Origin of the sequence: Microbacterium sp. NPDC057741, from assembly GCF_042798735.1 — a bacterium.
In the GTDB taxonomy this organism is placed as follows: domain Bacteria; phylum Actinomycetota; class Actinomycetes; order Actinomycetales; family Microbacteriaceae; genus Microbacterium.
The window spans coordinates 59,784-83,730 of sequence record NZ_JBHVJW010000004.1 but is presented as its reverse complement, the minus strand read 5'-3'; the positions used below and the strand labels follow the sequence as shown (position 1 = coordinate 83,730).

The window sequence follows — 23,947 nt, the reverse complement described above, 5'->3', positions numbered from 1 at the left end:
GGTATGCCGGAACGTCTGCTCGCGCCCGAGGGGACGGCCGCGGCCATCGCGGAGTTCTCCTACGGCGGCGCGGTCCTGGTCGCGGAGGACTTCGGTGAGGGCTCACGACCCTTCGTGCTGCTGCACGGGATCGGGATGGGCCGCAGCGTCTACGTCGACCTGGTCGCGCGGCTGCGCGGCCGGGTGATCGGCGTCGACCTGCCGGGGTTCGGCGAGGCGCCCGAACCGCCGCGCACCCCAACGATGGAGCGCCACGCCGACCTCGTGGCCGCCTTCCTCCGCGATCGCGGCATCTCGGATGCCGTGCTGATCGGCCATTCCATGGGCAGCCAGATCGCCGCCGAGGTGGCCGCGAGGCATCCGCAGCTCGTCGCCGGGCTCGTGCTCGCCGGGCCGACGGTCGACAGCGCCGCCCGCAATGTGCTCGCGCAGGCGCGGTACCTGCTCGTCGATCTCCTCGGCGAGAGACCCGAGGTGCTGTGGCGCGGGGGACGTGAGTACCTGCGCGGCGGCCCGCACCTCAGGCGCAAGATCCGCGCGACAGTCGTGCACGCGCCCGAGGACGCGTACCCGCGAGTCGCCTGCCCGACGCTCGTGGTGCGAGGCGAGCGCGACCCGCTCGCGCCGATGTCGTGGTGCCGGCAGATCCTCGACGCCATCCCTGACGCCCGGCTCGTCGAGATCCCCGATCACGGTCACGGCACGCTGATCAGCGACTCCGAGCTCGCCGCTGCCGCGATCATGAACTTCGCCGACGACGCACTCTGAGCCGGGGTGACCGAGGTCACTTCAGCGGGGCTGCCTTCGGCAGGATGAGGGCGTAACGACGCAGCCACACGCTGACCGCCATGAATCCGGAGAGGATCAGCAGGAGCACGCCGAGGACGATGGTCATCGGCGTCGCTTCCTCGTCACCGGCGGCGCCCAGCACGACGGCAGTTCCGATCAAGCCCAGAGCGAGCGCGGCAAGGAGCGCGAAGAGGATCATCGCCGAAACGTAGGCCCGCGGCCCCGTGTGCGTGGGACGCACCTTGCCCCGGTCCATGGCGTAGGTGGCCCAGCGCGCCCCCGTCCACCAGCGGTACACCTGTGTGCTCGACACGGGCTTCCAGCCTGCACCTTCCGCCTCGACCTCACCGGGAAGTGGGCGCAGGATGCCATCGGCCAGAGGGGCAGTCGAGGGCGCGGGAAGCTTCCGCCGCGCGACATCCTTCGCCGAGCCGACCAGCACCAGCGTGCCGAGAACCAGGCACGGCACGCTGATCACGAGGAGGAACGGGTCCTCCAGGGTGCCCAGCAGGGTCAGCAGTCCGCCGAGCAGCATAAGGCCGCCGAGCACCCAGCCGATGGGAGCGGGCTCGATGACGAACGCGTCCGCGCCGGGCCTCCCGTTCTTCACCCGGTAGACGGTCCAGTCCTGGCCATCCCACCAGCGCGGCTCCCCCGACGTCGGCAGCGCGTACCAGCCCACCGCGCTCGGCTGCGGCAGGGTCGCGGTCTGCACAGCGGATGCCACGGCATCCCGCTCGTACGCCGTCCACTGCACGCCGTCCCACCAGCGCTCCCTGCCGGGTTCACCTGCCGGATACCACCCCGGTGCTGCTGCCATCTCGTCCCTTTCCGCTCTCACCCTATTGGCTCGCGCGGGCCCTGCCTGTCCCGCGCAGACGGATGCCCGGGGGCGCGAGTCCCCGGGCATCCGTCTGTCTCATGCGCTCAGCCGCAGGTGCCGAACGACTCCCAGGCGCCCCAGGTCTGCGAGCCGGGTGCCTCGCCCTGGGTCCACCACTTGGCCTTGTACTGCCGGCCCTGGTATGTGACGGTCGCGCCCGCGGAATAGGCCGCGCTCGCGCTCCAGGCTGCGGCGCAGGTGCCGGGATTCGTCCCGGGATCCGTGCCGCCAGTGCCCGGCGCGCAGTCCGAGACCTTGTTCCAGACGGCGTTGCTGCCAGGGGCGTCACCCTGGGTCCACCACTTGGCGGTGTACTCGACGCCCTTGTACGAGACCTTCGCGCCGCCGTTGTAGACGGCCGAACTCGACCAGGCCGGTGCGGCGCAGGTGCCGGGATCCGGAGTGGGATCGGGAGTCGGCGTGGGGTCAGGAGTCGGCGTCGGATCAGGCGTGGGGGTCGGGTCAGGCGTCGGCGTCGGGTCGGGATCCGGCGTGGGCGTGCCCGAGCCGCTGCCCAACCGTGCGCCGATGGTGTTCGCGACCGCCCAGCCGCCGGTCTTGTCCCAGTTGATCGACCAGGTCATCACGCCGCCGATCGGTCCGTAGGGCTTGGCCGGCACGAACGATCCGCAATTCGCTCCGGTCTCGAGGCAGTCGACCGCCTTCACGACGTTCGACATCGGCTGGTAGCCGCCGCCCGCCGCCTTCTGCACCGCGGGAACTCCGATGCCGACCTGGTCGGGCCGCAGGCCCATGTCGAGCTGGATCGCCGAGAGCGCGGTAAGGAAGTCGACACTGCCCTGGGAGTACACCTTCTGGTCGGCGCCCATCATCGTGCCGGAGTTGTAGTACTGCGTGTTGACGATGGTGAGGATGTCCTTCACCTTCAGCGTCAGCTGGTAGTACGGCATCGTCGTGGCCTGGTAGTCGATGGTCTGCGGCGCCATCGTCAGCACGAACCCGGCACCTGCCTTCGCGCGCAGCTGGTGCAGGGCGTCGCTCATGTACTGCGCGTTGATCCCGTGCTCGAGATCGACGTCGATGCCGTCGAAGCCCCACTCCTGCATCAGCGCGTATGCCGTGTCGGCGAAGTTCTTCGCCTCGGTCGCGTTCGACACGATCACGTTGCCGCGCTCACCGCCGACCGACAGCACCACCTTGCGCCCCTCGGCGCGGATCGCCGCGACATCCGCCTTGAACTGCGCGGCCGTGTAGCCGCCGAGCTCGGCGCTCGCGACGTCGAACGTGATGCCGCCGGGCGTGGTCGCCAGGCTGTCGGCGAACGCGATCGCCACCAGGTTGTACGCCTTGGGGATCTCGCTGACCTTCATCGTCACCGAGCCGTTGTCGAAGTTGTGCCAGTAGCCGGTCAGCCACTGGTGGGCGGTGCTCGTCGCCGCCGCCGGCGCGGGGGCGGCCGCAGGGGCGGAGGCCGCGTTCGCGATGGGAACGGTCAGCAGCGCACCGGCGATGACGGTCGCCGCGGCGGCGATGCCGGCGGCCACCCTCTCTCGCGGGTTGCGCAGTGGATTGTGCACTCTGGCCACGGGGTCTCCTCAGGGGCTCGGGGGGAAACCGTCACGCTACGCGGACGCTCCGCTCCCCCGCATCCGTGATTTCCACATTCCCGCGAGGCGGCCGGATATCTCCCTCACCCCGCGCCGGGCGGCGTGGTCTTCGACTCGGCGTACTCGTCGACCACGAGCTCACGCTCGTCGACCGACCCGTTGCGATACGCCTGCCGGCCCACGATGTGGGCCGACAGCGGCGCGGTCGCGAACTGCATGAGCACGATGGGCGCGACGATCACCAGCCCGATCAGAATGCCTCCGACGCTGCGCTGCCCCAGGGCGATCGCGATGCAGATCAGCAGCAGACCGAGCACCTGCGGCTTCGTCGCCGCATGCAGGCGCGACGGCACGTTGCGGAAGTGCAGCAGCCCGACCGCGGCAGACAGGCACAGGATCGCGCCGATCAGGATCAGCACCAGCACCACGACGTCGAGCACGGCGTCGGGGATCTCGAGTCCGAACACGTTCATGAGGGGGTGTTGTCCCTTCGTGCCACGAATCGCGCCACCGCGATCGACCCGAACACGCCGATCATCGCGATCACCAGCAGCACCGGGATGTTGCGGGTGTGCCCGTTGATCGCCATCTCGGCGCCCAGCACGCACATCACCTCGGTCAGCAGCACGTCGCTCGCGACGGCACGGTCGAGGATCGACGGCCCCCGCACGATGCGGACGACGGTGAGGATGGCGGCGATCCCGAAGATCACCAGAATGATGCCCAGCAGAATGTTCATCGGGCCTCCCTCCGCGGTTCCTGAGCGAGCGAAGCGAGACGAAGGGCGTCCGCGCGCAGCGCGCGGTACTGCGCGGGCGTGCCCAGCGCACGCACGATGCGGCGCTCCCAGGTGAGCACCTCGGCGCGGAACTTCTCGACGTCGGCCTTCGTGTGCACGCCGATGACGTGCAGATAGAGGATGCCGCGGTCGCGATCTGCCTCGATCACCAGCGATCCGGGGATGAGGGATGAGGTCACCGCGACGTGCGTCATGATCAGGTCGTCGGCGTATCGCAGCGGCACGGCGATGATCGCCGCCCCGGGCTGGCGGCGGAAGTCGAACACCTGGATGGTCACGCTGAGCGCGCCCATCACCACGGCCCAGAGGAACTGCACCACGAACAGGAACGCGTACCAGAGGTTGATCCGGCCGGACAGCTCGACGGTCGGCAGCCGGAACACGCGGGTCACGAACACCGCCACGATCAGGCCGGTCACGAAGGCCAGCGGCGTGAACTGGTGCCAGAGCAGCATCCACAGCACGACGAGCCAGGCGAGGAAGGGCAGCTGCACCCAGATGTCGTGGGCGAGGCCGCGGCGCGTTTCAGGACTCATCCGCCCGCCTCCTCATCCAGCTGCACGAGGGTCACCGGCTGCAGCAGGCCGCTGCCGATGCGGTCGCACAGAGCGTACAGCGGGCCGGCGAAGATCGTCAGAACCAGTGTCACCCCGACCATGCCCCCGGTGGCGATCGTCATGATCGCGGGGATGCGGCGGCGCTCCTGCTGCTCGTCCGCGGCCGGCGCGCCGGCCAGATAGCCGTGCCTGCTCTCGCCCTCTTCGGCGGCGTCGTCGTCCTCGCGCCAGAACGCGAGGTTCCAGGCGCGCATCAACGCGTACAGCGTGAGCAGAGACGTGAGGATGCCGCCGCCGATCAACACGTACAGCAGCGGTGTGCCGACATCCGCCGCGGCCTGGAACAGTCCGATCTTGCCGATGAATCCCGAGAACGGCGGCAGGCCGCCGAGGTTGATCGCCGGCACGAAGTACAGCACCGCGAGCAGCGGCGCCGCCTTCATCAGGCCCTTCACCCGCAGGATGCTGGTACTGCCGGCTCTGCGCTCGATGAGGCCGACGGCCAGGAACAGGGTCGTCTGCACGACGATGTGGTGCACGATGTAGTACACCGTGGCGCCCACGCCGGCCTCGGTAGCGATCGCCAGACCGAAGATCATGTAGCCGACATGGCTGACCAGGGTGAACGACAGGATCCTCTTCAGCTCCGCCTGCGCGACCGCGCCGAGGATGCCGATGATCATCGTCGCCAGGCCCACGATCATCAGCAGGGTGTCGATGCTGTTCTGCGCGAACAGCTGCGTCTCGGTGCGGATCAGCGCGTACACGCCGACCTTGGTCAGCAGGCCCGCGAACACCGCGGTCACCGGTGCCGGTGCGGTCGGATACGAGTCGGGCAGCCAGAACGACACCGGGAAGATCGCGGCCTTGATGCCGAACGCGATCACCAGCAGCAGGTGCAGCACCAGCTGGGTCTCCTGCGGCAGCTGCGCCACCCGCTCGGCCACCTGCGCCATGTTCACGGTGCCGACCGCGCCGTAGATCGCCGCGATCGCGGCGAGGAACAGGATCGACGACACCAGCGAGACGACGATGTAGACCGACCCGGTGCGGATGCGGGACTCCGTGCTGCCCAGGGTGATCAGCACATAGGAGGCGACCAGAAGGATCTCGAAGCCCACATAGAGGTTGAACAGGTCGCCCGCGATGAACGCGTTGAAGATACCCGCCGCGAGGATCAGGTACGACGGGTTGAAGATCGACGTCGGGGTGTCCTCGGCGCCGTCGGCCGCGCCCTGTCCGATCGAGAACAGCAGCACCGCGAGCAGCACGATCGCCGAGGTGAGCACGAGCAGCGCCGCGAGCCGGTCGACGTAGAGCACGATGCCGAACGGGATCGGCCAGCCGCCCACCGACACGGCGATCGGCGTGCCGCTGCGGTCGACGACCACCAGCAGGATGGCGGCGATCACCGAGACGGACGCCAGCGTGATCGCCGACACCAGCACCTGCAGGCGCGGACTGCGACCGAACACGAGCGTGATGGCCGCGCCCAGGAGCGGCAGCGCGACGAGCAGCGGGACGAGCGCGGTCATGTGCGATCTCCCTCGTCGTCCGGCCCTTCGTCTCGTCGCTGCGCTCCTCGCTCAGGATCCGGAGCATCCCCTTCCCCGAGTCCTGAGCGAGCGGAGCGAGACGAAGGACGCTCAGAGTCCGGAGCGTCCCCTTCCCCGGCTCCTGAGCGAGCGGAGCGAGACGAAGGACGCTCAGAGTCCGGAGCGTCCCCTTCCCCGGGTCCTGAGCGAGCGGAGCGAGACGAAGGGCGTGCATCCGGAACATCCACCGGCGCGTCATCCCGGATGCCGGGCACGTCGCGCATGTGCAGCACGGTGATCGGCGCGGTCTCCTCGCCGACGAAGTCGGTGGTCGCGTCGTCGTCGCCGGTGTCGGACTCGTCGTCGAAGACCTCCTCCTCCGAGATGGTGCGCTCGCGGATGGCGATGTCCTCCTCGTCGTCCTCGACTGTGTCGGCCTGGCCCAGTTGCCAGGAGCGGTAGATCAGTGCGAGCAGGAACGCGCTCACGGCGAAGGTGATGACGATCGCGGTGAGGGTCAGGGCCTGCGGCAGCGGATCGCTGAGGTCGCCCTCCTCGCCGAAGAACGGTGCCTTGCCGGGCACACCCATCACGATCAGCAGCAGCAGGTTCACGGCGTTGCCCAGCAGCAGGAACCCGATCAGCACCCGGGTCAGCGAGCGCTCCATCATGGCGTAGACGCCGCAGGCGAACAGCACGGCCATCACGATGATGAGGGTGAGCGACACGTCCATCAGATGCGCACCCCCCGCTCGCGGAGCACGGCGGTCTGCCTGTCGACCTCGGCGCCGAGGCTGCGCAGCACGTCGAGCACAAGGCCGATGACCACGAGGTAGACGCCGATGTCGAAGATCGTGGACGAGACGACCTCCAGGTGGCCCAGCACCGGGACATCCGCCTCCCACACCACGCTCTGCAGCGGCGCGAGACCGAAGAACAGCGGAACCACGGCATCGCCGACGGCGAGGATGAGGCCGGCGCCGAGCAGGCGACCGGCATCCGTCGGTGCGGCGGCGCCCAGCTCCCAGCGTCCGCCCGCGATGTATCGCATAACAAGTGCCATACCGGCGACCAGGCCGCCGGCGAAGCCGCCGCCGGGGCCGTTGTGCCCGGCGAAGAGCAGATAGATCGAGACGACGATGACCGTGTGGAACAGGATGCGCACGATCACCTCGAGCAGGATCGAGCGGTTCTCGGGCTTCTGCTGCTGGCTGCCGATCAGCCAGGCACGGTTGCCGGAGCGGTTCTCGGGGGTCTGGAAGCGCACGCCCTCCGAGGTCTCGATCAGCGGCCTGCGGTCGCCGCGGCGGCGGGTCGCCGCGGGCAGCGCGCGGGTGCTGGAGAGCAGGTCGGCGCGGTGCGAGACGAACACGAGGGATGCCACGCCGGTCGCCGCCAGCACGAGCACGCTGAGCTCGCCCATCGTGTCCCAGCCGCGCAGGTCGACCAGGGCGACGTTGACGACGTTCTTGCCGTGGCCGAGCTCGTAGGCCAGTTGCGGGAACGCCACCGAGATCGGTTCGGCGATGCGCGCCTGCGTGGCGACGATCGCCACGAGGGCCATCGTCGCTCCGGCGCCGATCGCGAGCAGCGCGCGGGGCAGCCGGCTGACCGAGGCATTGTGCTCCCCCATCCGCGACGGCAGCCGGCGCAGCACCAGCGCGAACGTGACCATCGTGACCGTCTCGACCAGGATCTGGGTCAGCGCGAGGTCGGGGGCGCCGCTGGTCGCGAACAGCACGACCATGCCGAGGCCGGTGACCGAGACCAGCACGACGCCGGTGTACCGCTTGCGCGCGCGGACCGCGACGATGCCTGCGGCCGCCATGATCGGGGCGACCACGATCTGTGCGGGGGTGTGCCAGGCCGAGAGCTGCATCGCCTGCGGAGTGCCGGTCATCACCAGGGCGGTCGCCTCGGCCGCGATGAAGACCACGAAGATCGTGCCGACGTAGATCGGCAGCGAACCGCGCTGGGTCAGCGTGGTCGTGAGCACCGAGAGCCGGTCGACGCCGCGCATGACCAGGTAGTACACGTCGGCCGCGGTGAACGGCAGCAGTCGCGGCTTCGCGTCCCAGCCGGTGCGGCGGGAGAGCAGGAAGATGCCGATGCCGATCAGGATCGACAGGATCGAGATTCCGAGCGCCGGTTCGAAGCCGTGCCAGAGCGCGAGGTGGCCGGTGCCGGTGCCGTCGTCCGGGGCGGTCACGGCGTAGGCGTGCACCATGATGTCCAGCGCCGGAGCGGCGATGCCGACTCCGATCGTCGCGCCGGCGAGCAGGATCGGCGCCGACAGGAAGCCCACCGGAGGGTCGGGCCATGCCGTGTCGGGCATCCGATCGCCGCTTCGGTCGCGCTTGGTCCAGAACGCACCCCAAAGGAAGCGCGTGCCGTATGCCGCGGTCAGCATGGACCCGAGGATGACGCCGATCAGCGCAACAAGGCCCCAGGGCTCCCCCGCCTGCGCGGCATCCAGCAGGGCCGTCAGCGACGACTCCTTCGCGACGAAGCCGATCGTCGGGGCGATGCCCATCATCGAGGCGACCGAGATGAACGCGGTCGTCGCCATCACCGGCGCCTGCCGGCCCACGCCGGACAACTCTCGGATGTCACGGGTGGACAGCTGACGGTCGATCACGCCGACGATCAGGAACAGCGCCGACTTGAACAGCGCGTGACCGATCACCAGGGCGAGGCCGCCGAGGGCGGCCGCCTGCGTGCCGAACCCGATCACGACGGCGAAGAACCCCAGCTGACTGACCGTTCCGAACGCGAGGATGCGCTTCAGGTCGGTCTCGCGCAGGGCCTGGATGCCGCCGAGCAGCATCGTGAACACACCGAGCGAGACCACGATCGGGCGCCAGGGGCCGGCGTGCCCGAACACGGGAGCGAACAGGGCGATCAGGTAGATGCCGGCCTTGACCATCGCCGCGGCGTGCAGATACGCGCTGACCGGGGTGGGCGCGGCCATCGCGCCGGGCAGCCAGAAGTGGAAGGGGAAGATCGCCGACTTGCTGATCGCGCCGACCAGCAGCATGACGATCGCGGCGTTGACCAGGGCGCCGGACGGCGGGTCGGCGAGGAGTGCGGTGATGCTCGAGGTTCCGGCGACCACCGTCAGGATGATCGCGCCGACGAACAGCACCAGGCCGCCGAGAGTCGTCACCAGCAGCGCCTGCAGGGCCGCACGACGGCTGGCGGCTCGGCGCCGGTAATGGCCGATCAGCAGGTACGACAGGATGCTCGTGATCTCCCAGAACATCACGAGGATGATCAGGTCGTCGGTCAGCACCAGGCCGTACATCGCTCCGGCGAAGCCGAGCAGCACACCGGCGAACTGGCCGACGTCGCGGCCCTCGCCGGCGAAGTACCAGCGGCAGTAGAGCAGGACCAGTGCGCCGACGCCCGTGACGATCAGGGTCATGATCCAACTCAGCGGAGTCATCCGCATCGAGAGGTTCAGCCCGAGCTGCGGGATCCAGGGGTAGGTCTCGTAGGGGATGCTCGCCGGATCGAGCACCTGCGGGGTGAGAAAGAGCGCGTGGACGAAGGCGATCGCGGGGATGAGGGCTCCGACGGCGAACGCCCGGGCTCCCAGCCAGCGGATCAATGCGGGAAGCAGAAGTGAGCCCGCAAGGAACACGGCGAGGAGCAACGTCATAAGCGGCTCCTCACGCTCGTCGGGCCTTCCGGCCTAGGCGGGCTGTACTTTCCCAGTGTATCGGTCGCGAGTTCGCCGCTGGGTGGTCGTCGAGACCGGTCGTTGAGCGAGCGAGTCTCCCGGTCGCCCCGCGAGCCGAGGAACGAGCAGACGAAACGCGTCGTCCGTGCAAGAGTGGTCACGTGCGCGGGGGATGGCGTGAGGCGGCGGGATGGGCTGCCGCACTGGGGGCGGCGGTGTTCGTCGCTGCCCAGCTGGCGGCGTCTGCGCGCTCCGAACTGCTGTTCCGCGACGGCGACTCGCTGGTGGTCGCGATGTACGTGCGCTCGGTGCTGGAGGGGCAGCCGCAGGACTGGGCGTTCTCCAGCGTGCTCTTCATGCCCGAAGCGGCATGCTTCGCGCTGCTCAGGCTGGCGCTCCCCTGGCTCGGCATCGGCGCACTGTTCGCGGTGAATGCCGTCGTGAACCTGCTGGCCTTCTACGGTGCGCTGCGCCTCACCGCCGGCCGTCGTCGTGAGGGTCGCTCACCTGTCACTTGGACGCTCCTCGCGTTCGCGGCCTTCTGCCTGCTCGTTCTGCTCGAGACCTCGCCCTCCCGCGATGCTCTGGAGCCGGCATCCCTGCTGCTGACCACGACGTACTACTCCGCGACCGTCATCGCCGTGGTCGCCGTGGTCGGGCTGATCCGACGGTACGTCGACGGCGGCTGGGCCGGCATCCCCTACGTCCTCGGCGTGATCGCCGCGGTCTCGACACTGTCGAATCCGCTCTTCGCGGCATGGGCGACCGCGCCCCTCGGAATGCTGCTCGGACTCGGCGCGCTGCGCCGCCGCCCACACGCCCTGGCACTCCTCCTGGCCCTCGTCGCAGGGACTGGCGCAGGCCTCTTCGCACGCATTCCATTATCGGAATGGATCGCGAACACAGGCGCCGGCTACGCCCAGCCGTCCCAGTGGACGCAGTCGCTGCAGTATTACGCGGGCCTCGCCGGCGAGCGGCTCACCGCACCGGGCGGCGTCGCAGGCGCGCTCGTGATCGTCGCGCTGCTGGCGTTCTGCGTTCGCCGCACCTTGCGCTGCACGGGCGGGGCGCGCATCGTGGGAACCGCCGGATGGCTGATCCCCCTGCTCGTGGTGATCGGAGCGATCGCGCTCGGCACCCATGCCGCGCGATACCTGCAGCCGATCGCGTTCGCGCCGGTGCTCTCGCTGGTCGCACTCCCCCGCACCGTTCGGATGCCGCGGGCCGCAGCGCGCATCGCGATCGCCGCATCCGCTGTGGTCCTGCTGGTGCTGACCTTCGTCTCGGCGCCCCGTCTGGTGACGTCGGTGAGCGCCGACGACCGCGACCTGGGCTGCGTGACCGACTGGGTGGATCAGTCCGGACGCACCGGTGCCGGGCAGTTCTGGACCGTTCGGCTGCCGAAGCTGCACCTGGAGGACCCTGCGCGCCTGGTGCAGGTGGACAACACACTGCGCGGCTATGCGTGGCTGGTGAACCGCACCGACTTCGACGTGGGCGAGGTCACGTTCCTGGTCGAGGATGCGCAGACCCAGGCGTGGGAGCTGCCCCCGCCAGGCGCTGTGCCCGACGCCGTGATCCCGTGCGGCCGGTACACCATCCTGGACTTCGCCCGGCATCCGCTTCCGATCGGCCCGCAGCGGTCCTGATCCGCGGCCCGATCGGGGAACAGATGCACGATCCGGGAACAGTTGCACGACGGATTCGCCCGCACGGTCGTGCGTCCGTGCCCGACTCATGCAGGTGTGCCGGCTGACGGGCCTCAGGCGCGAGCGGGCGGAGCCGTCGTCGAACCGGAGCGGAATCGGCAGGTCAGATGCACGGACTCCCCCGGCTCACCGTCGAGCATGCGCACGATCTGCTCGCCGGCGGCACGCCCCTTGCGCACGGCGGGCTGCACGGTGGTCGTCAGGCGGTAGTCGCCGAGTCCGTCCACGGCGATGCCGTCGAAGCCGGCGACACTGACGTCCTCGGGCACGCGCAGCCCGAGCTCCTCCGCGGCGCGGATCACGCCGACCGCGAGCAGGTCGCTCTGCGCGAGCACCGCGGTCGGCCGGGTCGCCGGGTCGGAGAGCAGCTCGCGTCCCGCGATCACGCCCTCGTCGATCAGGCTCCCCGCGGCGCTGATGGCCGGGGCGTCCGGATAGACCTCGCGCGCCCCCGCCAGGCGATCGAGCGTCACGTCGACAGTCGCCGTGGCGATGTGCTCGGCAGTCACCGGACCGCGCCGCCGCTCGGCATCCAGCGCGAGCGTCACCAGCGCGACATTCTCATGCCCCAGCTGGAATACATGCCGGGCGACGCCTGCCTCGGCCTCGCGGTTGTCGAGCGTGATCTGGGGAATCCCCTCCCCCGCGTCGCCCTCGATGACGACGACCGGCAGGCCGCGCCCTCGGACGATCTCCAGGGCCTCGCGCGTCCGTGCCGAGCATCCGATCAGCACGACGGCGTCGACCGGCGCCTCGGTGACGGGGTGAGCGCCCTCGCCCTCCGGGTCGTCGCGCAGCAGCAGCAGACCGGCACCGACGCCGGCGAGCGCGTCGGTCAGGCCGTCCATCATCGCCGTCGTCACCGGGTCGAGGAAGGCGTGCCGCAGGTGCCCGCCGAGCACGACGGCGACGATGCCGCTGCGGCCGAGCCGCAGCGAGGCCGCGCGCGGGTCGGGTCCCGTGTAGCCGAGTTCGGATGCCGCGGCGAGAACCCTCTCGCGGGTCGCGTCGGCGACGTTGACCTTGCCGCTGAACACCACGGATGCCGTGGATGTCGACACCCCGGCGGCGTGCGCCACGTCGGCGAGGGTGGCTCGGCGGTCGTTCATGCCTCCGAGCATAACCCGGCGGCTCTCAAGCTTCGAATCGATTCGATACGATGGGGGACATGGACTCCGCCCTGACCCGCTCGCAGTTCGTGCGCTGGCGCGCCGCGATCTTCGCCATCTTCCTCGCCAGCGGCCTGTCGATCGCGACCTGGGCGTCCCGCGTGCCCGACATCAAGATCGCCCTCGACATCGACAAGGCGCAGGTCGGCATGCTGCTGCTCGCCGCGGGCATCGCCTCGATCATCGGCATCTCGACCAGTCCCGCGATGATGGCGCGCACCGGCGCACGCCGAGGGATGCTGCTGATGATGCTGATCTTCGGGGTCGGCGTGGCCCTCATCGGCCTCGGCACCAATGTCTTCGGGTCGGTGCCCATGGTCATCGCGGGCCTCGCCATGTTCGGGTACGGCAACGGCAGCCTCGACGTGATGATGAACGTCGAGGCGACGGCCATCGAGCAACAGATGGGCAAGACGATCCTGCCGGTGTTCCACGCCTTCTTCAGCCTCGGCACGGTGCTCGGCGCCGCCGCCGGCTGGCTGGCCGCGAGGCTGCACGCCGACGTCGCCACGCACTCGATCACGATGGCCGCGGTCATCATCGTGGCCGCGGTGGTCTGCTATCTCAACGTGCCCGTCCGCGAGGCCGCCCTCGACCCGGAGCCGCAGGAGAAGCCGCACTGGCGCGAGCGCATGCACGTCGCGCTGTCGGCCTGGCGCGAGCCGCGCACCTACGCACTCGGCGTCGTCATGCTGGGCATGTCCTTCGCCGAGGGCGGTGCGAACGACTGGCTGGCGCTCGGCACGGCCGAGGACCACGGCGCGGGGGCGGCTGCGGGAGCTGCGGCACTGGCCGTGTTCTCCATCGCGATGACCGTGGTGCGCGTGTTCGGCGGCCCGCTGGTCGACCGCTTCGGCCGTGTGGTCGTGCTGCGCGTGCTCGCGGTCACCGCCGCCGGCGGCATCCTGCTCTTCATCCTCGCGCCGAACACCCCGCTGGTGTTCGTCGCCGCCGCGCTGTGGGGGATCGGCGCCTCGCTCGGCTTCCCGCTCGGCATGTCTGCGGCGGCCGACGACCCCGCCAAGGCAGCCGCCCGAGTGAGCGCGGCCGCGACCATCGGGTACGTCGCCTTCCTCGGCGGCCCTCCGGTGCTCGGCTTCATCGCCAACCACGTCGGCCTGCTGAACACGCTGTACATCCTGGTCGTGCTCGCGGCGCTCTCCGGTCTGTTCTCAGGTGCGGCCCGCCCGCTGCGCAGGGACGAGATGACTCCGACCCGCTGACGGCGGCCGGTCCGAACCCGTGAGCCTGGCGAGTCGTCGAGAACCAGGCCGGATCTCGACGACCGGCCACGGCGGGACTCAGACGGGGGAGAGGCGGCGCGCGTGCTCGCGCACGCGCGCGGTCAACTCCGCGTCGGCAGCGAGGCGCGGATCGAGGGCGGCGAGCATCGCAGCGACATGGTCGCCCTCCCTCAGGGCACGCTCCGTCTCCGAGGCGCGCGCGTCCGCGCCGAGGATGCCGGCTTCCGCCGCGACGATCCAGGCGGCGATCGCCTGTGCCGCACCGTCTGCAGTTCGGCCCGCGTGACGTTCGCGCAGCGCCACCGGCACGATCCGCACCGCGATCTTGGTCAGCCCGTCGCGTGAGATCTGCTCGAGCCGGTGCTCGATGCGAGGGTTCCGGAAGCGCTGCAGCAGCGCGGCCCGGTACTCCTCGATGCGCAGTGACCGATCCAGGTTCCGTGTCGCGTCGTCCCACCAGGCCTCGACGGATGCCGCGCACTCACGGTCGGCGATCGCCTCAGCGATGGTCGTGCGACCGCGCAGCAGCCCCAGGCAGGCGAGGATGCTGTGCGCCCCGTTGAGCAGCCACAGCTTGCGCAGCTCGTAGGGCTCGGCGTCGTCGACGAACAGTGCGCCCGCGGACTCCCACTCGGGCCGACCGGCCGGGAACTCGCCGCAGAGGGTCCAGTCCGAGAACGGCTCGGCGGCGACCGGCGCAGCATCCGTCCATCCCGTCGCCTCCTGCACCTCGGCGGCGAGAGTGTCCGAGACCCGCGGCGTGATGCGGTCCACCGAGGTCGACACGAAGCATGCCAGCTGCGGCATGTCGCGTGCGAGCGCAGGCAGGGCGTGCTCGGTGAACTCCGTCAGCACGTCCCGGAGCACGGCCCCGTTGGCCGGCAGGTTGTCGCACGGCACGACGGCGATCGGTCCCGCACCGCTGAGCCGCCGCAGTTCGAGACCGAGCGCCAGCCGGCCGAGCATGGTCGTCGGGCGGGCGTCGATGCTGAGAGCGCGCAATCGAGCGGCGTCCGAGGCGACGCCCGGTGCGCTCAGGTCGAGCCCGCCACTCGGCGCCACGGCGTATCCGGCTTCGGTCACGGTGATCGTGACCACACCGGTGCCCGCCGCTGACATCACCCGCCGGAAGGCCACGTGCTCGTCCGCCGCATTCACCGTCGAGATGCTCGAGACGACTTCGAACCTGTCGCCCTCCGGACCGCGCTCGACGAGCGTGTACAGCCCGTCCTGCGGGCGCAGCAGCGCCGGCAGCTCACCCGAGCGCCCCGCGACTGCGGCGATGCCCCAGTCGGCCCCATCGGCGGCATTCGCCGTGTACCAGGCCTGATGCGCGCGGTGGAAGGCGCCCAACCCGAGATGCGCGATGCGCACGGGCGCGGCGGGTGCCGGCGTCCCGCGCTTCGCCAGCAGTGCGCGCGACAGCCTCACAGTTTGAACGCCCGCCGCGGGATGGCGTCGACAAGATCGACCATGATTCGCTCGGCTGCATCCCGGCGAACGCGCCCCTCGCGCACCAGGCGGGCGAGGAACCCGGCGTCCACGCGTCGCGCCGTGTCATGCCGCGCCGGGATCGACAGGAACGCCCGAGTGTCGTCGACGAAGCCCGATCCTCGATAGAAGCCCGCGGTCTCGGTGACAGCCGAACGGAACCGTGCCATGGCGTCCGGTGCATCGAGGAACCACCACGGTGCGCCGATGAACACGCTCGGATAGAACCCCGCCAGCGGGGCGATCTCGCGCGAGAAGGTGGTCTCGTCGACCGTGAACAGCACGAGATGGAAGTCCTTCTCGAGACCGAAGCTCTCCAGCAGCGGATGAAGGCCCGACACGAAGGCTGTCGACACCGGGATGTCGTGACCGGTGTCCGGCCCGTGCCTGCGCAGCGTCGCCGAGCTGTGATTGCGATGGATGCCCGGGTGCAGCGTCATCACCAGCCCGTCGTCGACACTCATCCGCGCCATCTGCCAGAGCATGTGCGCTCGGAACCGGCGGTGCTCGTCGTCCGTCGCCCTTCCGGTGAGCACCCGATCGAAGAGCACCGCGGCATCCGCCGGATCGAGAGCGAGAGCCGCCGGCTCGAGCATGCCGTGGTCTGCCGAGACCGCGCCGCTCGCGACGAAATGCTCACGGCGTGCCTCGAGGGCGTGCAGATAGCCGTCGAAGGTGGCTTCCTCGGAGCCGGCGGCGAGCAGCCGCTCGACCCTCGTCACGAAGTCCTGGCCGGACGGATCGAGGTAGGCGTCGGGGCGAAAGGTCGGCAGCACCCGGAACCCGTCGGCCTGCAGCCGCCGGTGCGCGGCGAGGTCGTCGAGCGGGTCGTCCGTCGTTGCGAGCACCTCGATCCCGAAGGAGCGGAACAGCGCACGCGGCCGGAAGTCCGCATCGCGCAGGCGCGCGGAGATCGTGTCGTAGATGCGATCGGCGGATGCCGCGGACAGCACTTCTTCGACGCCGAAGAGGCTCCGCAGCTCTTCGTCGATCCAGGCTCCGGTCGCCGTGCCGTCGAACACGTGCCAGCGCTCGGCGACGACGCGCCAGGCCGCGCGCGGATCGGCCGTGGCAGCGCCGACCCCGAGGTCGGCGAGATCGACGCCGAACGCGTGCAGCATCCGGGTCAGATAGTGATCCTTCGTGATGAGGAGCTCGGTCGGGTCCTGGAACGGAACGTCATCGGCGAGGGACAGCGGATCGACGTGGCCGTGCGGCGAGATGATCGGCGCGTGCTCGACCAGCGCGTGGAGTTCGCCGGCGATCTCACGGGTGGCCGGGTCCACCGGCAGCAGACGAGAGCTCATGCGCCCTCCTCTTCGAGCAGCGCCGACACCGCCAGCTCGACCCCGCGCAGCTGCGCGAGCCCCTTGAGGCGCCCGATCAGCGCATAGCCGGGATATGTCGGCCGCGCGAGATCGTCCAGCAGGAAGTGCCCATGATCAGGCCGCATCGGGATGGGCGCCGCGTCGCCCGAAGCCGCCCGGCGGCGCTCCTCGCGAACCAGCGCGCTGATGACGGCGACGATGTCGCTGCCGCCGTCGAGGTGGCCATCCTCGAAGAAGCTCTTGCCGTCCTCCTCGATGGTCACGTTGCGCAGGTGCGCGAAGTGGATGCGGGTCGCGAAGCGCTCGGTCATGGCGACGACGTCGTTCGTGGGAACGGAACCGAACGAGCCGACGCACATCGTCAGCCCGTTGGCCGCGCCGGGCGCCGCATCCAGCAGCGCCTGCACGTCGTCGGCCGTCGACACGACGCGGGGGAGTCCGAACAGCGAGCGCGGCGGGTCGTCGGGGTGGATCGCCAGACGCACACCCGACTCCTCCGCCGCAGGCACGACCTCGCGCAGGAACGACGCGAGATTCGCGCGGATGCTGCCGGCATCGAGCCCTTCATAGGGTTCGAGCCCGCGGCGCAGCGTGTCGAGATCGTAGGACTCCTCCGAACCGGGCAGCCCGATCAGGACCGTCTCGCTGAGCGCGGCGCGTGCCTCGTCATCGGCATCCGCGTACCAGCGCGCGGCCCGTTCGAGGTCCTCCGGGCTGTAGTCGCCCTCCGCCCCCGGCCGCTGAAGAACGTATATGTCGAAAGCGGCATGGGCGGCGAAGTCGAAGCGCATGGCGTAGCCGCCGTTCGGCAGCTTCCAGCGCTGATCGGTGCGCGCCCAGTCGATCACCGGCATGAAGTTGTAGCAGACGGTGCGCAGCCCGGCCCGGCCCAGGTTGTGCAGGGTCTGCGCGTAGTTCGCCACCGCCTCGTCACGCCGCGGCCCGCCCCATTTGACGTGCTCGTGCACCGGCACCGACTCGACCACGGACCAGGTCAGGCCCGCGCCCTCGATCTCCGCCTTGCGCCTCTCGATCTCGTCGAGGGTCCAGACCTCGCCGTTGGGGACGTGGTGCAGGGCGGTGACGATGCCGATCGCATCCGTCTGCCGGATCTCGGCCAGGGTGACGGGGTCGTTCGGACCGAACCAGCGCCAGGTGTGCTCCATGATGTCTCGCTCTCAGTCCACAGACGTGCGCAGCACGATCACATCGGTCGGCTGCAGCGTCACCGTCTCGCCCCGCCGCAGCTCCCTGCCGGTCAGCAGGTCTGTGCCGCTCGCGTGCAGCGCGACGTCCACGGCAGCCGCGCCATGATGCAGCAGGAAATGGAACTCCTGCCCCTCGCCGGACACCCGCACCGCGTGCTCGAGCCCCGCGGCGTCGGCGTACGGCCCCACGGCGCCGTGGCGCTCCAGGGCCGTTCGCACGATCGCGCTCAGGCCGTCCTGCGCGAGCTCGGTGCCGAGGTACCAGACCTCGCCGCCGTCGTCGAGACGCCGCCGTGTGACCGCTGGCTCGCCGGCGTAGAAATCGTCGCCATATCGGGCGACGACGTCGGCATCGTCCGGGATCAGCACCTCGAAGAGCATCCGTCCCTGCGAGTGGCGGATGCCGGATGCCGGGCCCGCCGCGCCGCCGGCGAACTCGACCCGGTTCACGACATCCGGCTCTGCGGCATCCGTCTCGGCGACGCGCACGCCGGCGAGAGCGGCGAGCGGACCAGGGGCATCCGCGAGGAAGCGGCGGTCGTCCTCGTCGACGCGCCCGGACAGATAGCCGGTGAGCACGCTGCCGCCACGCGCTGCGACGGCGGCGAGCCGCTCGGTGATGTCCCCCTTGATCAGGTGCAGGAGGGGAGCAGCGACGACGTCGTAACCGTCGAGATCGGCGGTGACGGGCACCACGTCGAGCTGCGCGCCGGCATCCCAGAACGCCCGGCTCCACTGCTGGATCGCCGGCAGGTATCGCAGCAGTCGATTCGGTCCGTCGGACATCTCCAGGGCCCACCATGAGTCCCAGTCCACGACCAGCGCGCAGCGCGCCGGCGTCCTGGCACCCAGCAGCGAATCGCCAACACCCGCCAATTCGGCCCCGAGCCCCGCGACCTCACGGAACGTTCGAGTGTCGAGCCGTCCGGAGTGGTCGAGCACCGCACCGTGCGTCATCTCGCAGGCTCCGCGGGACTGCCGCATCTGGAAGAACAGCACCGAGTCGGCGCCGTGCGCCACGGCCTGCCACGACCACAACCGCATCACGCCGGGCCGACGCACCGGGTTCACGTCGCGCGACGCGGTCACGGACGGCGTCTGCTCCATCAGCCAGAACGGCGCGCCGCCCTTCAGACCGCGCATCAGGTCGTGGGCGAGCGCAGTGCTCCACGGCTCGTCCATCGCCCGCGGGTAGTTGTCCCAGGAGGCGAAGTCGAGGTGGTCCGACCAGCGCTGGTAGTCGAGCGGTTCGTAGAAGCCCATGAAGTTCGTCGTCGCCGGCAGGTCGGAGTGCGCGCGGATCGCTGCCTTCTCCTCGTCGAACTGGCGGATCGCGTTGTCGGTCGAGAAGCGGGCGTAGTCCAGCGTGATGCCCTGGAACGCGGTCTTGCCCGGACCGCCCCAGTGCTCGGTAAGGGCGCTGGGCGGCTCGATCTCGTCCCAGTCGGTGAAACGGTGCGACCAGAACGTCGTGTTCCAGGCCTCGTTGAGCTCGTCCAGCGTGCCGTAGCGGCGGCGCAGCCAGAGCCGGAACTCCGCCGCGCACAGGTCGCAGTAACAGCGCCCGCCGTACTCGTTGCCGATGTGCCAGGCGACCACAGCCGGGTGCGAGCCGTAGCGCTCGGCCAGCCGGCCCGCGATCTGTGCGGCCAGTCGCCGGTAGTGCGGCGAGCTCCAGCAGGCGTTGTGGCGCTGCCCGTACCGGTGCCGCCGCCCCTCGAAGTCGGTGCGTGTGACCTCGGGGTACTTCTTCGCGATCCAGGGCGACAGCGCGCCGGTGCCGGTGCCCAGGCACACCGTGCGCCCCTCGGCGGCGGCGCGGTCGATGATGTCGTCGAGCACCGAGAAGTCGAAGGTGTCCTCATCGGGCTGGGTCAGCGACCAGCTGAACACGCCGACGGTGAGGGTCGTGATGTGCGCGGCGTCGAAGGCCGCGTAGTCGGCGGTCCACACCTCGCGATCCCACTGCTCGGGCGAGTAGTCCCCTCCGAAGGCGATCCGATCGAGAACGGGCAGGTCAGTCATCGGTGGTGAACCTCTCGGTGACGTCGGCGATCAGGGGGCGGGCGAGCAGGGCCAGGAACAGGGCGAACGCCCACGCGAACAGCAGCAGGGTGAACTCGGAGGCGACCAGCACGACGGTGCCGGCCACGAGCAGCAGGGAGAGGATGCCGAGCGTGTAGCGCCACTGCGGCATCAGCTGCGAGAGCGCGATGCGCGCGGCATCCCGTGTGCGCAGGTGGAATCCCGCGGTCAGCGCGACCATGTGCCCCTGCCAGACGACGAGCACGGCGGCGAAGAACACCAGCAGCGGACGGATGACCGCGGCGCCCGCGACCGCGTCGAGGTGCACGAGGTTGAAGACGAGCAGTGCGACGAGCCCGGTCGACGGCGCCGACCATCTCAACGTCGCCACGACGTCACGGCGATAGGCGAGCAGGAAGGCCCGCGCGGGCGAGAGGTCGGGCGTGCGTCGCCAGGCGCCGATGGCGGCGACCGCGGCGACCAGGCCGGGGGCGAGCGGCAGCAGGGCGAGCACGAACAGCGGAACGTTCGATGCGTCACGGCCGAGCAGCGCCATCACGATCACGGTCGGCAGCATCGCGACCAGGAGCAGGCCCTCCAGCACCAGCATCCGGTAGACGGCGGCCGTCACCCGCGACAGCGGCCCGCGGCCGATCTCGCCGGCGTCGTCGCTGCGCGCGGTCATGTCCGTCATCGCGCGGCCTCGCCGAGGCCGAGCAGGCGGCTCTCGTCGGCCCATTCCGGCGCCTGGTCGCGCGAGCCCGTGATCTCCACCAGCGCGATGCCGTGCCTGCCGAGGCGGATGTCGAGATCCCAGCGTCCGTCCGCCGGCTGCACGCGATGGATGTGCACGGACGGCCGGGATGCATCGTGCAGATCGTCGAGCGCCCGGCGGTCGGGCGCCAGCGGGCTGCCCATCGCCTGCCATCCGGCGCGCACGTTGCCGCGCTCGGCATCGACGTGCCGCTCCACGACGTGCGCAGCACCGGATGCCGGCACCGAGAGCCGCACGCGATGCCCGGCGTCCGCCACGGCCGTGCCGTCCAGCGGCTGCCAGAGCAGCATCGAGATCCGGCCGTCCGGGTGCCGGGTGACCAGATGATCGGCGCCGTTGGCCAGCACGTCGTCGCCGAGACGCGCCATGAACGCGTAGAGGTGAAAGGCGGGCTTGCGCAGCTGGCGGTGCCCGAGCAGGCCGAATCCGCCGTGCAGCGGGGCGGTGGGCACGCCGATCTCCTCGAACACGTCGCACAGTGTCCAGTACGAGAACGATGCGACGTGGTCACCGCCCTCGGCGAGCACCGGGGCGAGGTAGGCAGCCTGGTACGCAGTGTCGTGGATCGGGTTGTCGGGTCGGTACGAGGACGAGAACTCGGTGATGTGCACCGGCAGTCCCTCGAGCACCGACCCTGCGAGCAGCGGACCGGGGCTGGCGAACTGCTCCAGCAGATCCTGCGGCGGCCGAAGGGTCTGGTGCACACCGAAGGGAACGGGCTGCGCGGGGCCGGTCGTGTAGGCGTGCTTAGAGACGAAGTCGCAGGGCGCGCCGTCGCGGGCGACGAAGTCGGCGAAGCGCGGCAGCCAGTCGTCGGCCCCGGGCGAGATCGCGGGGCCGCCGACCTGCAGTCCCGCGTCGACGTCCTTGACCGCCCTCGCCGTGGTCGCGTACAGCCGGTGATAGGCCGCCTCGTCGGCATCCCGCCAGAAGGTCGTCAGATTCGGCTCGTTCCACACCTCGATCGGCCAGGTGCGCACCTGCTCCAGGCCGTACCGGTCGATGAGGTGGGTGAGCAGCGCCCGCACCAGTGCGGCCCACTCGCCGTGGTCGCGCGGCGGCGTGATGTTGCCGCGCCACCAGAACACCGAGTCGGGGCCCGAGGCGAGGGCCTCCGGCATGAACCCCAGTTCCAGGAAGGGCGCGACACCGGCATCCAGCCAGGTGTCGATCACGAGGTCGACGTAGGAGAACCCGTAGCGGGTGCGCGCTGCACCCGCGTACTCGTACGCCTGCACGAGTCCCATGTCGTCGTGCAGGATGCCGTGCGCTCTGGTCGCCGCGAAGCCGATCTCGTCCTGGACGACCTCGAGGCTGTCGCGGTAGTCGGCGTGCAGCACCTCGCGGGTGCGGCCGGTGCCGACGCAGGCGCGCCAGGCGGGCGAGAGGGTGCTGATCGGATGCGCGGGGACGTGGATCATGACGGGCTCCTGCGGGGATGGCGGAGGGTGGCCGGGCACAGCGTGCCCGGCCACCCGTGGAGGGTTACTTCGACTTCTTCAGGGCGCCGTTGATCGTGTCGATCAACTGGTCGGAGCCGAGCGTCTTCAGTTGGGTGACGTAGGCGTCCCAGTCCTTGTCGATCGACTTCTGACCGGTGATGAACGCGGCGGTCGCAGTCTTCACCGCGTCGGTCAGCTGGGTCTGCTGCAGCGAGGTCTGCTCCAGCTCGGCCTCGCTCAGGCTCGCCGCCGGCGGCACCGGAACCTGCTTGTGCGTGTCGATCTGAGCCTTCGTCCAGTCCTTGATCTCGGGCGTCATCATCGACTGGGTGAGGTCGGCCGACGAACCGTTCGCGAGCGAGAACACGCCGTTGCTGTAGCCGAAGTCGGCGTTCAGCTTCTTCGGGGCATCCGGGTTGATCGAGCTCCAGTTGACGTCGGAGTTCAGGGTGCGGGTGCCGTCGGAGGCCTTCGAGTAGGTCTCGCCGTCGACGCCCCAGAGCGCGAACTCGAGACCCTCATCGGAGTAGTACTGCCAGTCGATGTACTGCAGCAGAGCCTTGAAGTAGGGCTGCTTCGCCGCCTCGCTGCCGATCATCAGCCCGGACGTGAAGCGGCCGTAGGCGAGGTTGTCTCCGGCGGGGCCGCCCGGCACGTTCAGAAGGCGGATCTTGACGTCGTTCCTGCCTGCGTCGGCGAGTTTGCCGCGGTACTCGGCGAGCGCCTGGGTGTTTCCGGAGATCGCTGCGGACTTGCCGCTGATGAACTTCTGCGCCGCGGCGTCATCGCTCTGCGTGATCTCGGGGTCGAGCACGCCGTCCTTGACCAGTCCCGATGCGTACTGCATCAGGCCCTTGTAGCCGTCGCCGGTCGCGTTGAAGACGAACTTGCCGGCATCCGCGTCCCAGAGCGGGTTGGCGTAGCCCCAGCCGGCCTGGGTCCCGTAGCTCGGGGCGGCGACGTTGAGGAAGGCGCCGAGCGGGGTCTGGTCGGTCCAACGGTCGCTCAGCGCGTAGGAGATGTCGGGGTTGGCCTGCTTGACCTTGGCGAGGTCCTCGGCGAGCTCGTCGTAGGTCTTCGGGTCCTCGGTGATGCCTGCCTTGTCCCACATGGCCTCGTTGATCATCACCGAGTACTGCACGTCCGGCACCTCGCGCAGGCCGGGCAGCATGTAGATCTTGCCGTCCTCCTGGCGGTGCGTGTCGAGCTCGTCCTGCAGGTCCCAGTCCTTGATCTTCTTCTGGAAGTTCGGCATGTACTGGAAGTACTCCGAGACCGGCAGGATCGCACCGCCGGCGACGAACTGGGTCTCCTGGCCCGGGTAGGTCACAGAGATGATGTCCGTCGCCTCGCCGCCGCCGATCAGCAGCGCCTTCTTCTTGTCGAAGTCGGCGAGCGGGATGTCGGTGCGCTTGAACGACACGTTCTGGTTCGCCTTCAGGTTCGTGAAGATCGACCAGTCGTCCTGCACCGGGTAGTTCGGGTGGTCGCGGTACATCAGCGAGAAGGTGGTCGGTTTGGTGGCCTTGAACGTGGTGCCGGCGGCGAAGTCGTCCATCGCGCCGACGGATTGCTCGGCGGCGATCGTGGCGGAGCCTGCGGAGTCCGTCTTGGGCGCCTCTCCGCCGGAACAGGCGGAGAGCACCACGGCGGCGACGGCGAGGCCGGCGACCGCTGCGAGGCGGGTTCGTGTGGGGGACATGGATTCTCTCTTTCGGTGTGAACGTCGTCGTTCGACGTGCC

Annotated in this window: 18 protein-coding genes and 1 pseudogene; 3 read left to right on the top strand and 16 right to left on the bottom strand. The window is 69.9% G+C overall.

Annotated features, from left to right (window positions below):
* Nucleotides 1-3: 3 nt before the first annotated feature.
* Nucleotides 4-768: an alpha/beta fold hydrolase gene (locus ACFVDO_RS13730; RefSeq protein ID WP_378859408.1), complete on the top strand. Its 765-nt coding sequence runs from the start codon at nucleotides 4-6 to the stop codon at nucleotides 766-768.
* 16 nt (nucleotides 769-784) lie between these two features.
* On the opposite strand, the gene ACFVDO_RS13725 is transcribed toward ACFVDO_RS13730, so the two are convergent.
* From ACFVDO_RS13725 to ACFVDO_RS13690, 8 genes and pseudogenes are all read right to left on the bottom strand, one after another.
* On the bottom strand, nucleotides 785-1,609 hold the full coding sequence (locus ACFVDO_RS13725) for a DUF2510 domain-containing protein (protein ID WP_378859407.1): 825 nt from the start codon (nucleotides 1,607-1,609) through the stop codon (nucleotides 785-787).
* Nucleotides 1,610-1,716: 107 nt separating this feature from the next.
* On the bottom strand, nucleotides 1,717-3,219 hold the full coding sequence (locus ACFVDO_RS13720; protein WP_378859406.1) for a carbohydrate-binding protein: 1,503 nt from the start codon (nucleotides 3,217-3,219) through the stop codon (nucleotides 1,717-1,719).
* Nucleotides 3,220-3,323: 104 nt separating this feature from the next.
* The gene (mnhG, locus tag ACFVDO_RS13715; protein ID WP_378859405.1) at nucleotides 3,324-3,713 is read right to left on the bottom strand and encodes a monovalent cation/H(+) antiporter subunit G; all 390 of its coding nucleotides are present in this window, start codon (nucleotides 3,711-3,713) and stop codon (nucleotides 3,324-3,326) included.
* Complete coding sequence (locus tag ACFVDO_RS13710) at nucleotides 3,710-3,979, bottom strand: monovalent cation/H+ antiporter complex subunit F (RefSeq protein WP_378859404.1); 270 nt, start codon at nucleotides 3,977-3,979, stop codon at nucleotides 3,710-3,712. Before ACFVDO_RS13710 ends, mnhG begins: the two co-directional genes overlap by 4 nt.
* Nucleotides 3,976-4,575, bottom strand: coding sequence for a Na+/H+ antiporter subunit E (locus ACFVDO_RS13705; protein WP_378859403.1), 600 nt, complete (start codon nucleotides 4,573-4,575; stop codon nucleotides 3,976-3,978). Before ACFVDO_RS13705 ends, ACFVDO_RS13710 begins: the two co-directional genes overlap by 4 nt.
* Nucleotides 4,572-6,131: a Na+/H+ antiporter subunit D gene (locus ACFVDO_RS13700; protein ID WP_378859402.1), complete on the bottom strand. Its 1,560-nt coding sequence runs from the start codon at nucleotides 6,129-6,131 to the stop codon at nucleotides 4,572-4,574. The genes ACFVDO_RS13705 and ACFVDO_RS13700 overlap by 4 nt, the downstream gene beginning before the upstream one ends.
* Nucleotides 6,132-6,367: 236 nt before the next feature.
* Nucleotides 6,368-6,865, bottom strand: a pseudogene (locus tag ACFVDO_RS13695) (Na(+)/H(+) antiporter subunit C); the annotation flags it as partial.
* Nucleotides 6,865-9,792, bottom strand: a complete 2,928-nt coding sequence (locus ACFVDO_RS13690; RefSeq protein WP_378859401.1) for a Na+/H+ antiporter subunit A — start codon at nucleotides 9,790-9,792, stop codon at nucleotides 6,865-6,867. The pseudogene ACFVDO_RS13695 and the gene ACFVDO_RS13690, both read right to left, overlap by 1 nt.
* A gap of 182 nt (nucleotides 9,793-9,974) precedes the next feature.
* On the opposite strand from ACFVDO_RS13690, the gene ACFVDO_RS13685 reads away from it, so the two are divergent.
* The gene (locus tag ACFVDO_RS13685; RefSeq protein WP_378859400.1) at nucleotides 9,975-11,462 is read left to right on the top strand and encodes a hypothetical protein; all 1,488 of its coding nucleotides are present in this window, start codon (nucleotides 9,975-9,977) and stop codon (nucleotides 11,460-11,462) included.
* Between the two features lie 113 nt (nucleotides 11,463-11,575).
* Here the strand turns inward: ACFVDO_RS13685 and ACFVDO_RS13680 are convergent, their stop codons facing one another.
* Nucleotides 11,576-12,631, bottom strand: coding sequence for a LacI family DNA-binding transcriptional regulator (locus ACFVDO_RS13680; protein WP_378859399.1), 1,056 nt, complete (start codon nucleotides 12,629-12,631; stop codon nucleotides 11,576-11,578).
* Between the two features lie 59 nt (nucleotides 12,632-12,690).
* Here ACFVDO_RS13680 and ACFVDO_RS13675 point away from each other — a divergent pair, with 59 nt between their 5' ends.
* Nucleotides 12,691-13,914 (top strand): MFS transporter, encoded by a 1,224-nt coding sequence (locus ACFVDO_RS13675; protein ID WP_378859398.1) that lies wholly within the window; start codon nucleotides 12,691-12,693, stop codon nucleotides 13,912-13,914.
* A gap of 78 nt (nucleotides 13,915-13,992) precedes the next feature.
* Here the strand turns inward: ACFVDO_RS13675 and ACFVDO_RS13670 are convergent, their stop codons facing one another.
* From ACFVDO_RS13670 to ACFVDO_RS13640, 7 genes are all read right to left on the bottom strand, one after another.
* Nucleotides 13,993-15,366, bottom strand: a complete 1,374-nt coding sequence (locus tag ACFVDO_RS13670) for a mannitol dehydrogenase family protein (protein WP_378859397.1) — start codon at nucleotides 15,364-15,366, stop codon at nucleotides 13,993-13,995.
* A complete protein-coding gene (uxaC, locus tag ACFVDO_RS13665) occupies nucleotides 15,363-16,733 on the bottom strand; it encodes a glucuronate isomerase (protein ID WP_378859396.1) in 1,371 nt (456 codons plus the stop codon). The genes ACFVDO_RS13670 and uxaC overlap by 4 nt, the downstream gene beginning before the upstream one ends.
* The gene (uxuA, locus tag ACFVDO_RS13660; protein ID WP_378859395.1) at nucleotides 16,730-17,920 is read right to left on the bottom strand and encodes a mannonate dehydratase; all 1,191 of its coding nucleotides are present in this window, start codon (nucleotides 17,918-17,920) and stop codon (nucleotides 16,730-16,732) included. Before uxuA ends, uxaC begins: the two co-directional genes overlap by 4 nt.
* A 12-nt stretch (nucleotides 17,921-17,932) precedes the next feature.
* Nucleotides 17,933-19,987 (bottom strand): beta-galactosidase, encoded by a 2,055-nt coding sequence (locus tag ACFVDO_RS13655; protein WP_378859394.1) that lies wholly within the window; start codon nucleotides 19,985-19,987, stop codon nucleotides 17,933-17,935.
* Nucleotides 19,980-20,681, bottom strand: coding sequence for a hypothetical protein (locus tag ACFVDO_RS13650; RefSeq protein WP_378859393.1), 702 nt, complete (start codon nucleotides 20,679-20,681; stop codon nucleotides 19,980-19,982). The genes ACFVDO_RS13655 and ACFVDO_RS13650 overlap by 8 nt, the downstream gene beginning before the upstream one ends.
* Complete coding sequence (locus tag ACFVDO_RS13645; RefSeq protein WP_378859392.1) at nucleotides 20,678-22,183, bottom strand: xylan 1,4-beta-xylosidase; 1,506 nt, start codon at nucleotides 22,181-22,183, stop codon at nucleotides 20,678-20,680. Before ACFVDO_RS13645 ends, ACFVDO_RS13650 begins: the two co-directional genes overlap by 4 nt.
* 64 nt (nucleotides 22,184-22,247) lie before the next feature.
* Nucleotides 22,248-23,906 carry a sugar ABC transporter substrate-binding protein gene (locus tag ACFVDO_RS13640; RefSeq protein ID WP_378858703.1) on the bottom strand — a complete coding sequence of 553 codons (1,659 nt, stop codon included), beginning with the start codon at nucleotides 23,904-23,906 and terminating at the stop codon, nucleotides 22,248-22,250.
* Nucleotides 23,907-23,947: the final 41 nt, after the last annotated feature.

Bases quoted from the DNA above. Each gene is read 5' to 3' on its own strand.
- ACFVDO_RS13730 (WP_378859408.1), top strand. From the start codon at position 4: ATGCCGGAACGTCTGCTCGCGCCCGAGGGGACGGCCGCGGCCATCGCG.
- ACFVDO_RS13725 (WP_378859407.1), bottom strand. From the start codon at position 1,609: ATGGCAGCAGCACCGGGGTGGTATCCGGCAGGTGAACCCGGCAGGGAG.
- mnhG (WP_378859405.1), bottom strand. From the start codon at position 3,713: ATGAACGTGTTCGGACTCGAGATCCCCGACGCCGTGCTCGACGTCGTG.
- ACFVDO_RS13710 (WP_378859404.1), bottom strand. From the start codon at position 3,979: ATGAACATTCTGCTGGGCATCATTCTGGTGATCTTCGGGATCGCCGCC.
- ACFVDO_RS13705 (WP_378859403.1), bottom strand. From the start codon at position 4,575: ATGAGTCCTGAAACGCGCCGCGGCCTCGCCCACGACATCTGGGTGCAG.
- ACFVDO_RS13700 (WP_378859402.1), bottom strand. From the start codon at position 6,131: ATGACCGCGCTCGTCCCGCTGCTCGTCGCGCTGCCGCTCCTGGGCGCG.
- ACFVDO_RS13690 (WP_378859401.1), bottom strand. From the start codon at position 9,792: ATGACGTTGCTCCTCGCCGTGTTCCTTGCGGGCTCACTTCTGCTTCCC.
- ACFVDO_RS13680 (WP_378859399.1), bottom strand. From the start codon at position 12,631: ATGAACGACCGCCGAGCCACCCTCGCCGACGTGGCGCACGCCGCCGGG.
- ACFVDO_RS13675 (WP_378859398.1), top strand. From the start codon at position 12,691: ATGGACTCCGCCCTGACCCGCTCGCAGTTCGTGCGCTGGCGCGCCGCG.
- uxaC (WP_378859396.1), bottom strand. From the start codon at position 16,733: ATGAGCTCTCGTCTGCTGCCGGTGGACCCGGCCACCCGTGAGATCGCC.
- uxuA (WP_378859395.1), bottom strand. From the start codon at position 17,920: ATGGAGCACACCTGGCGCTGGTTCGGTCCGAACGACCCCGTCACCCTG.
- ACFVDO_RS13655 (WP_378859394.1), bottom strand. From the start codon at position 19,987: ATGACTGACCTGCCCGTTCTCGATCGGATCGCCTTCGGAGGGGACTAC.
- ACFVDO_RS13650 (WP_378859393.1), bottom strand. From the start codon at position 20,681: ATGACGGACATGACCGCGCGCAGCGACGACGCCGGCGAGATCGGCCGC.
- ACFVDO_RS13645 (WP_378859392.1), bottom strand. From the start codon at position 22,183: ATGATCCACGTCCCCGCGCATCCGATCAGCACCCTCTCGCCCGCCTGG.
- ACFVDO_RS13640 (WP_378858703.1), bottom strand. From the start codon at position 23,906: ATGTCCCCCACACGAACCCGCCTCGCAGCGGTCGCCGGCCTCGCCGTC.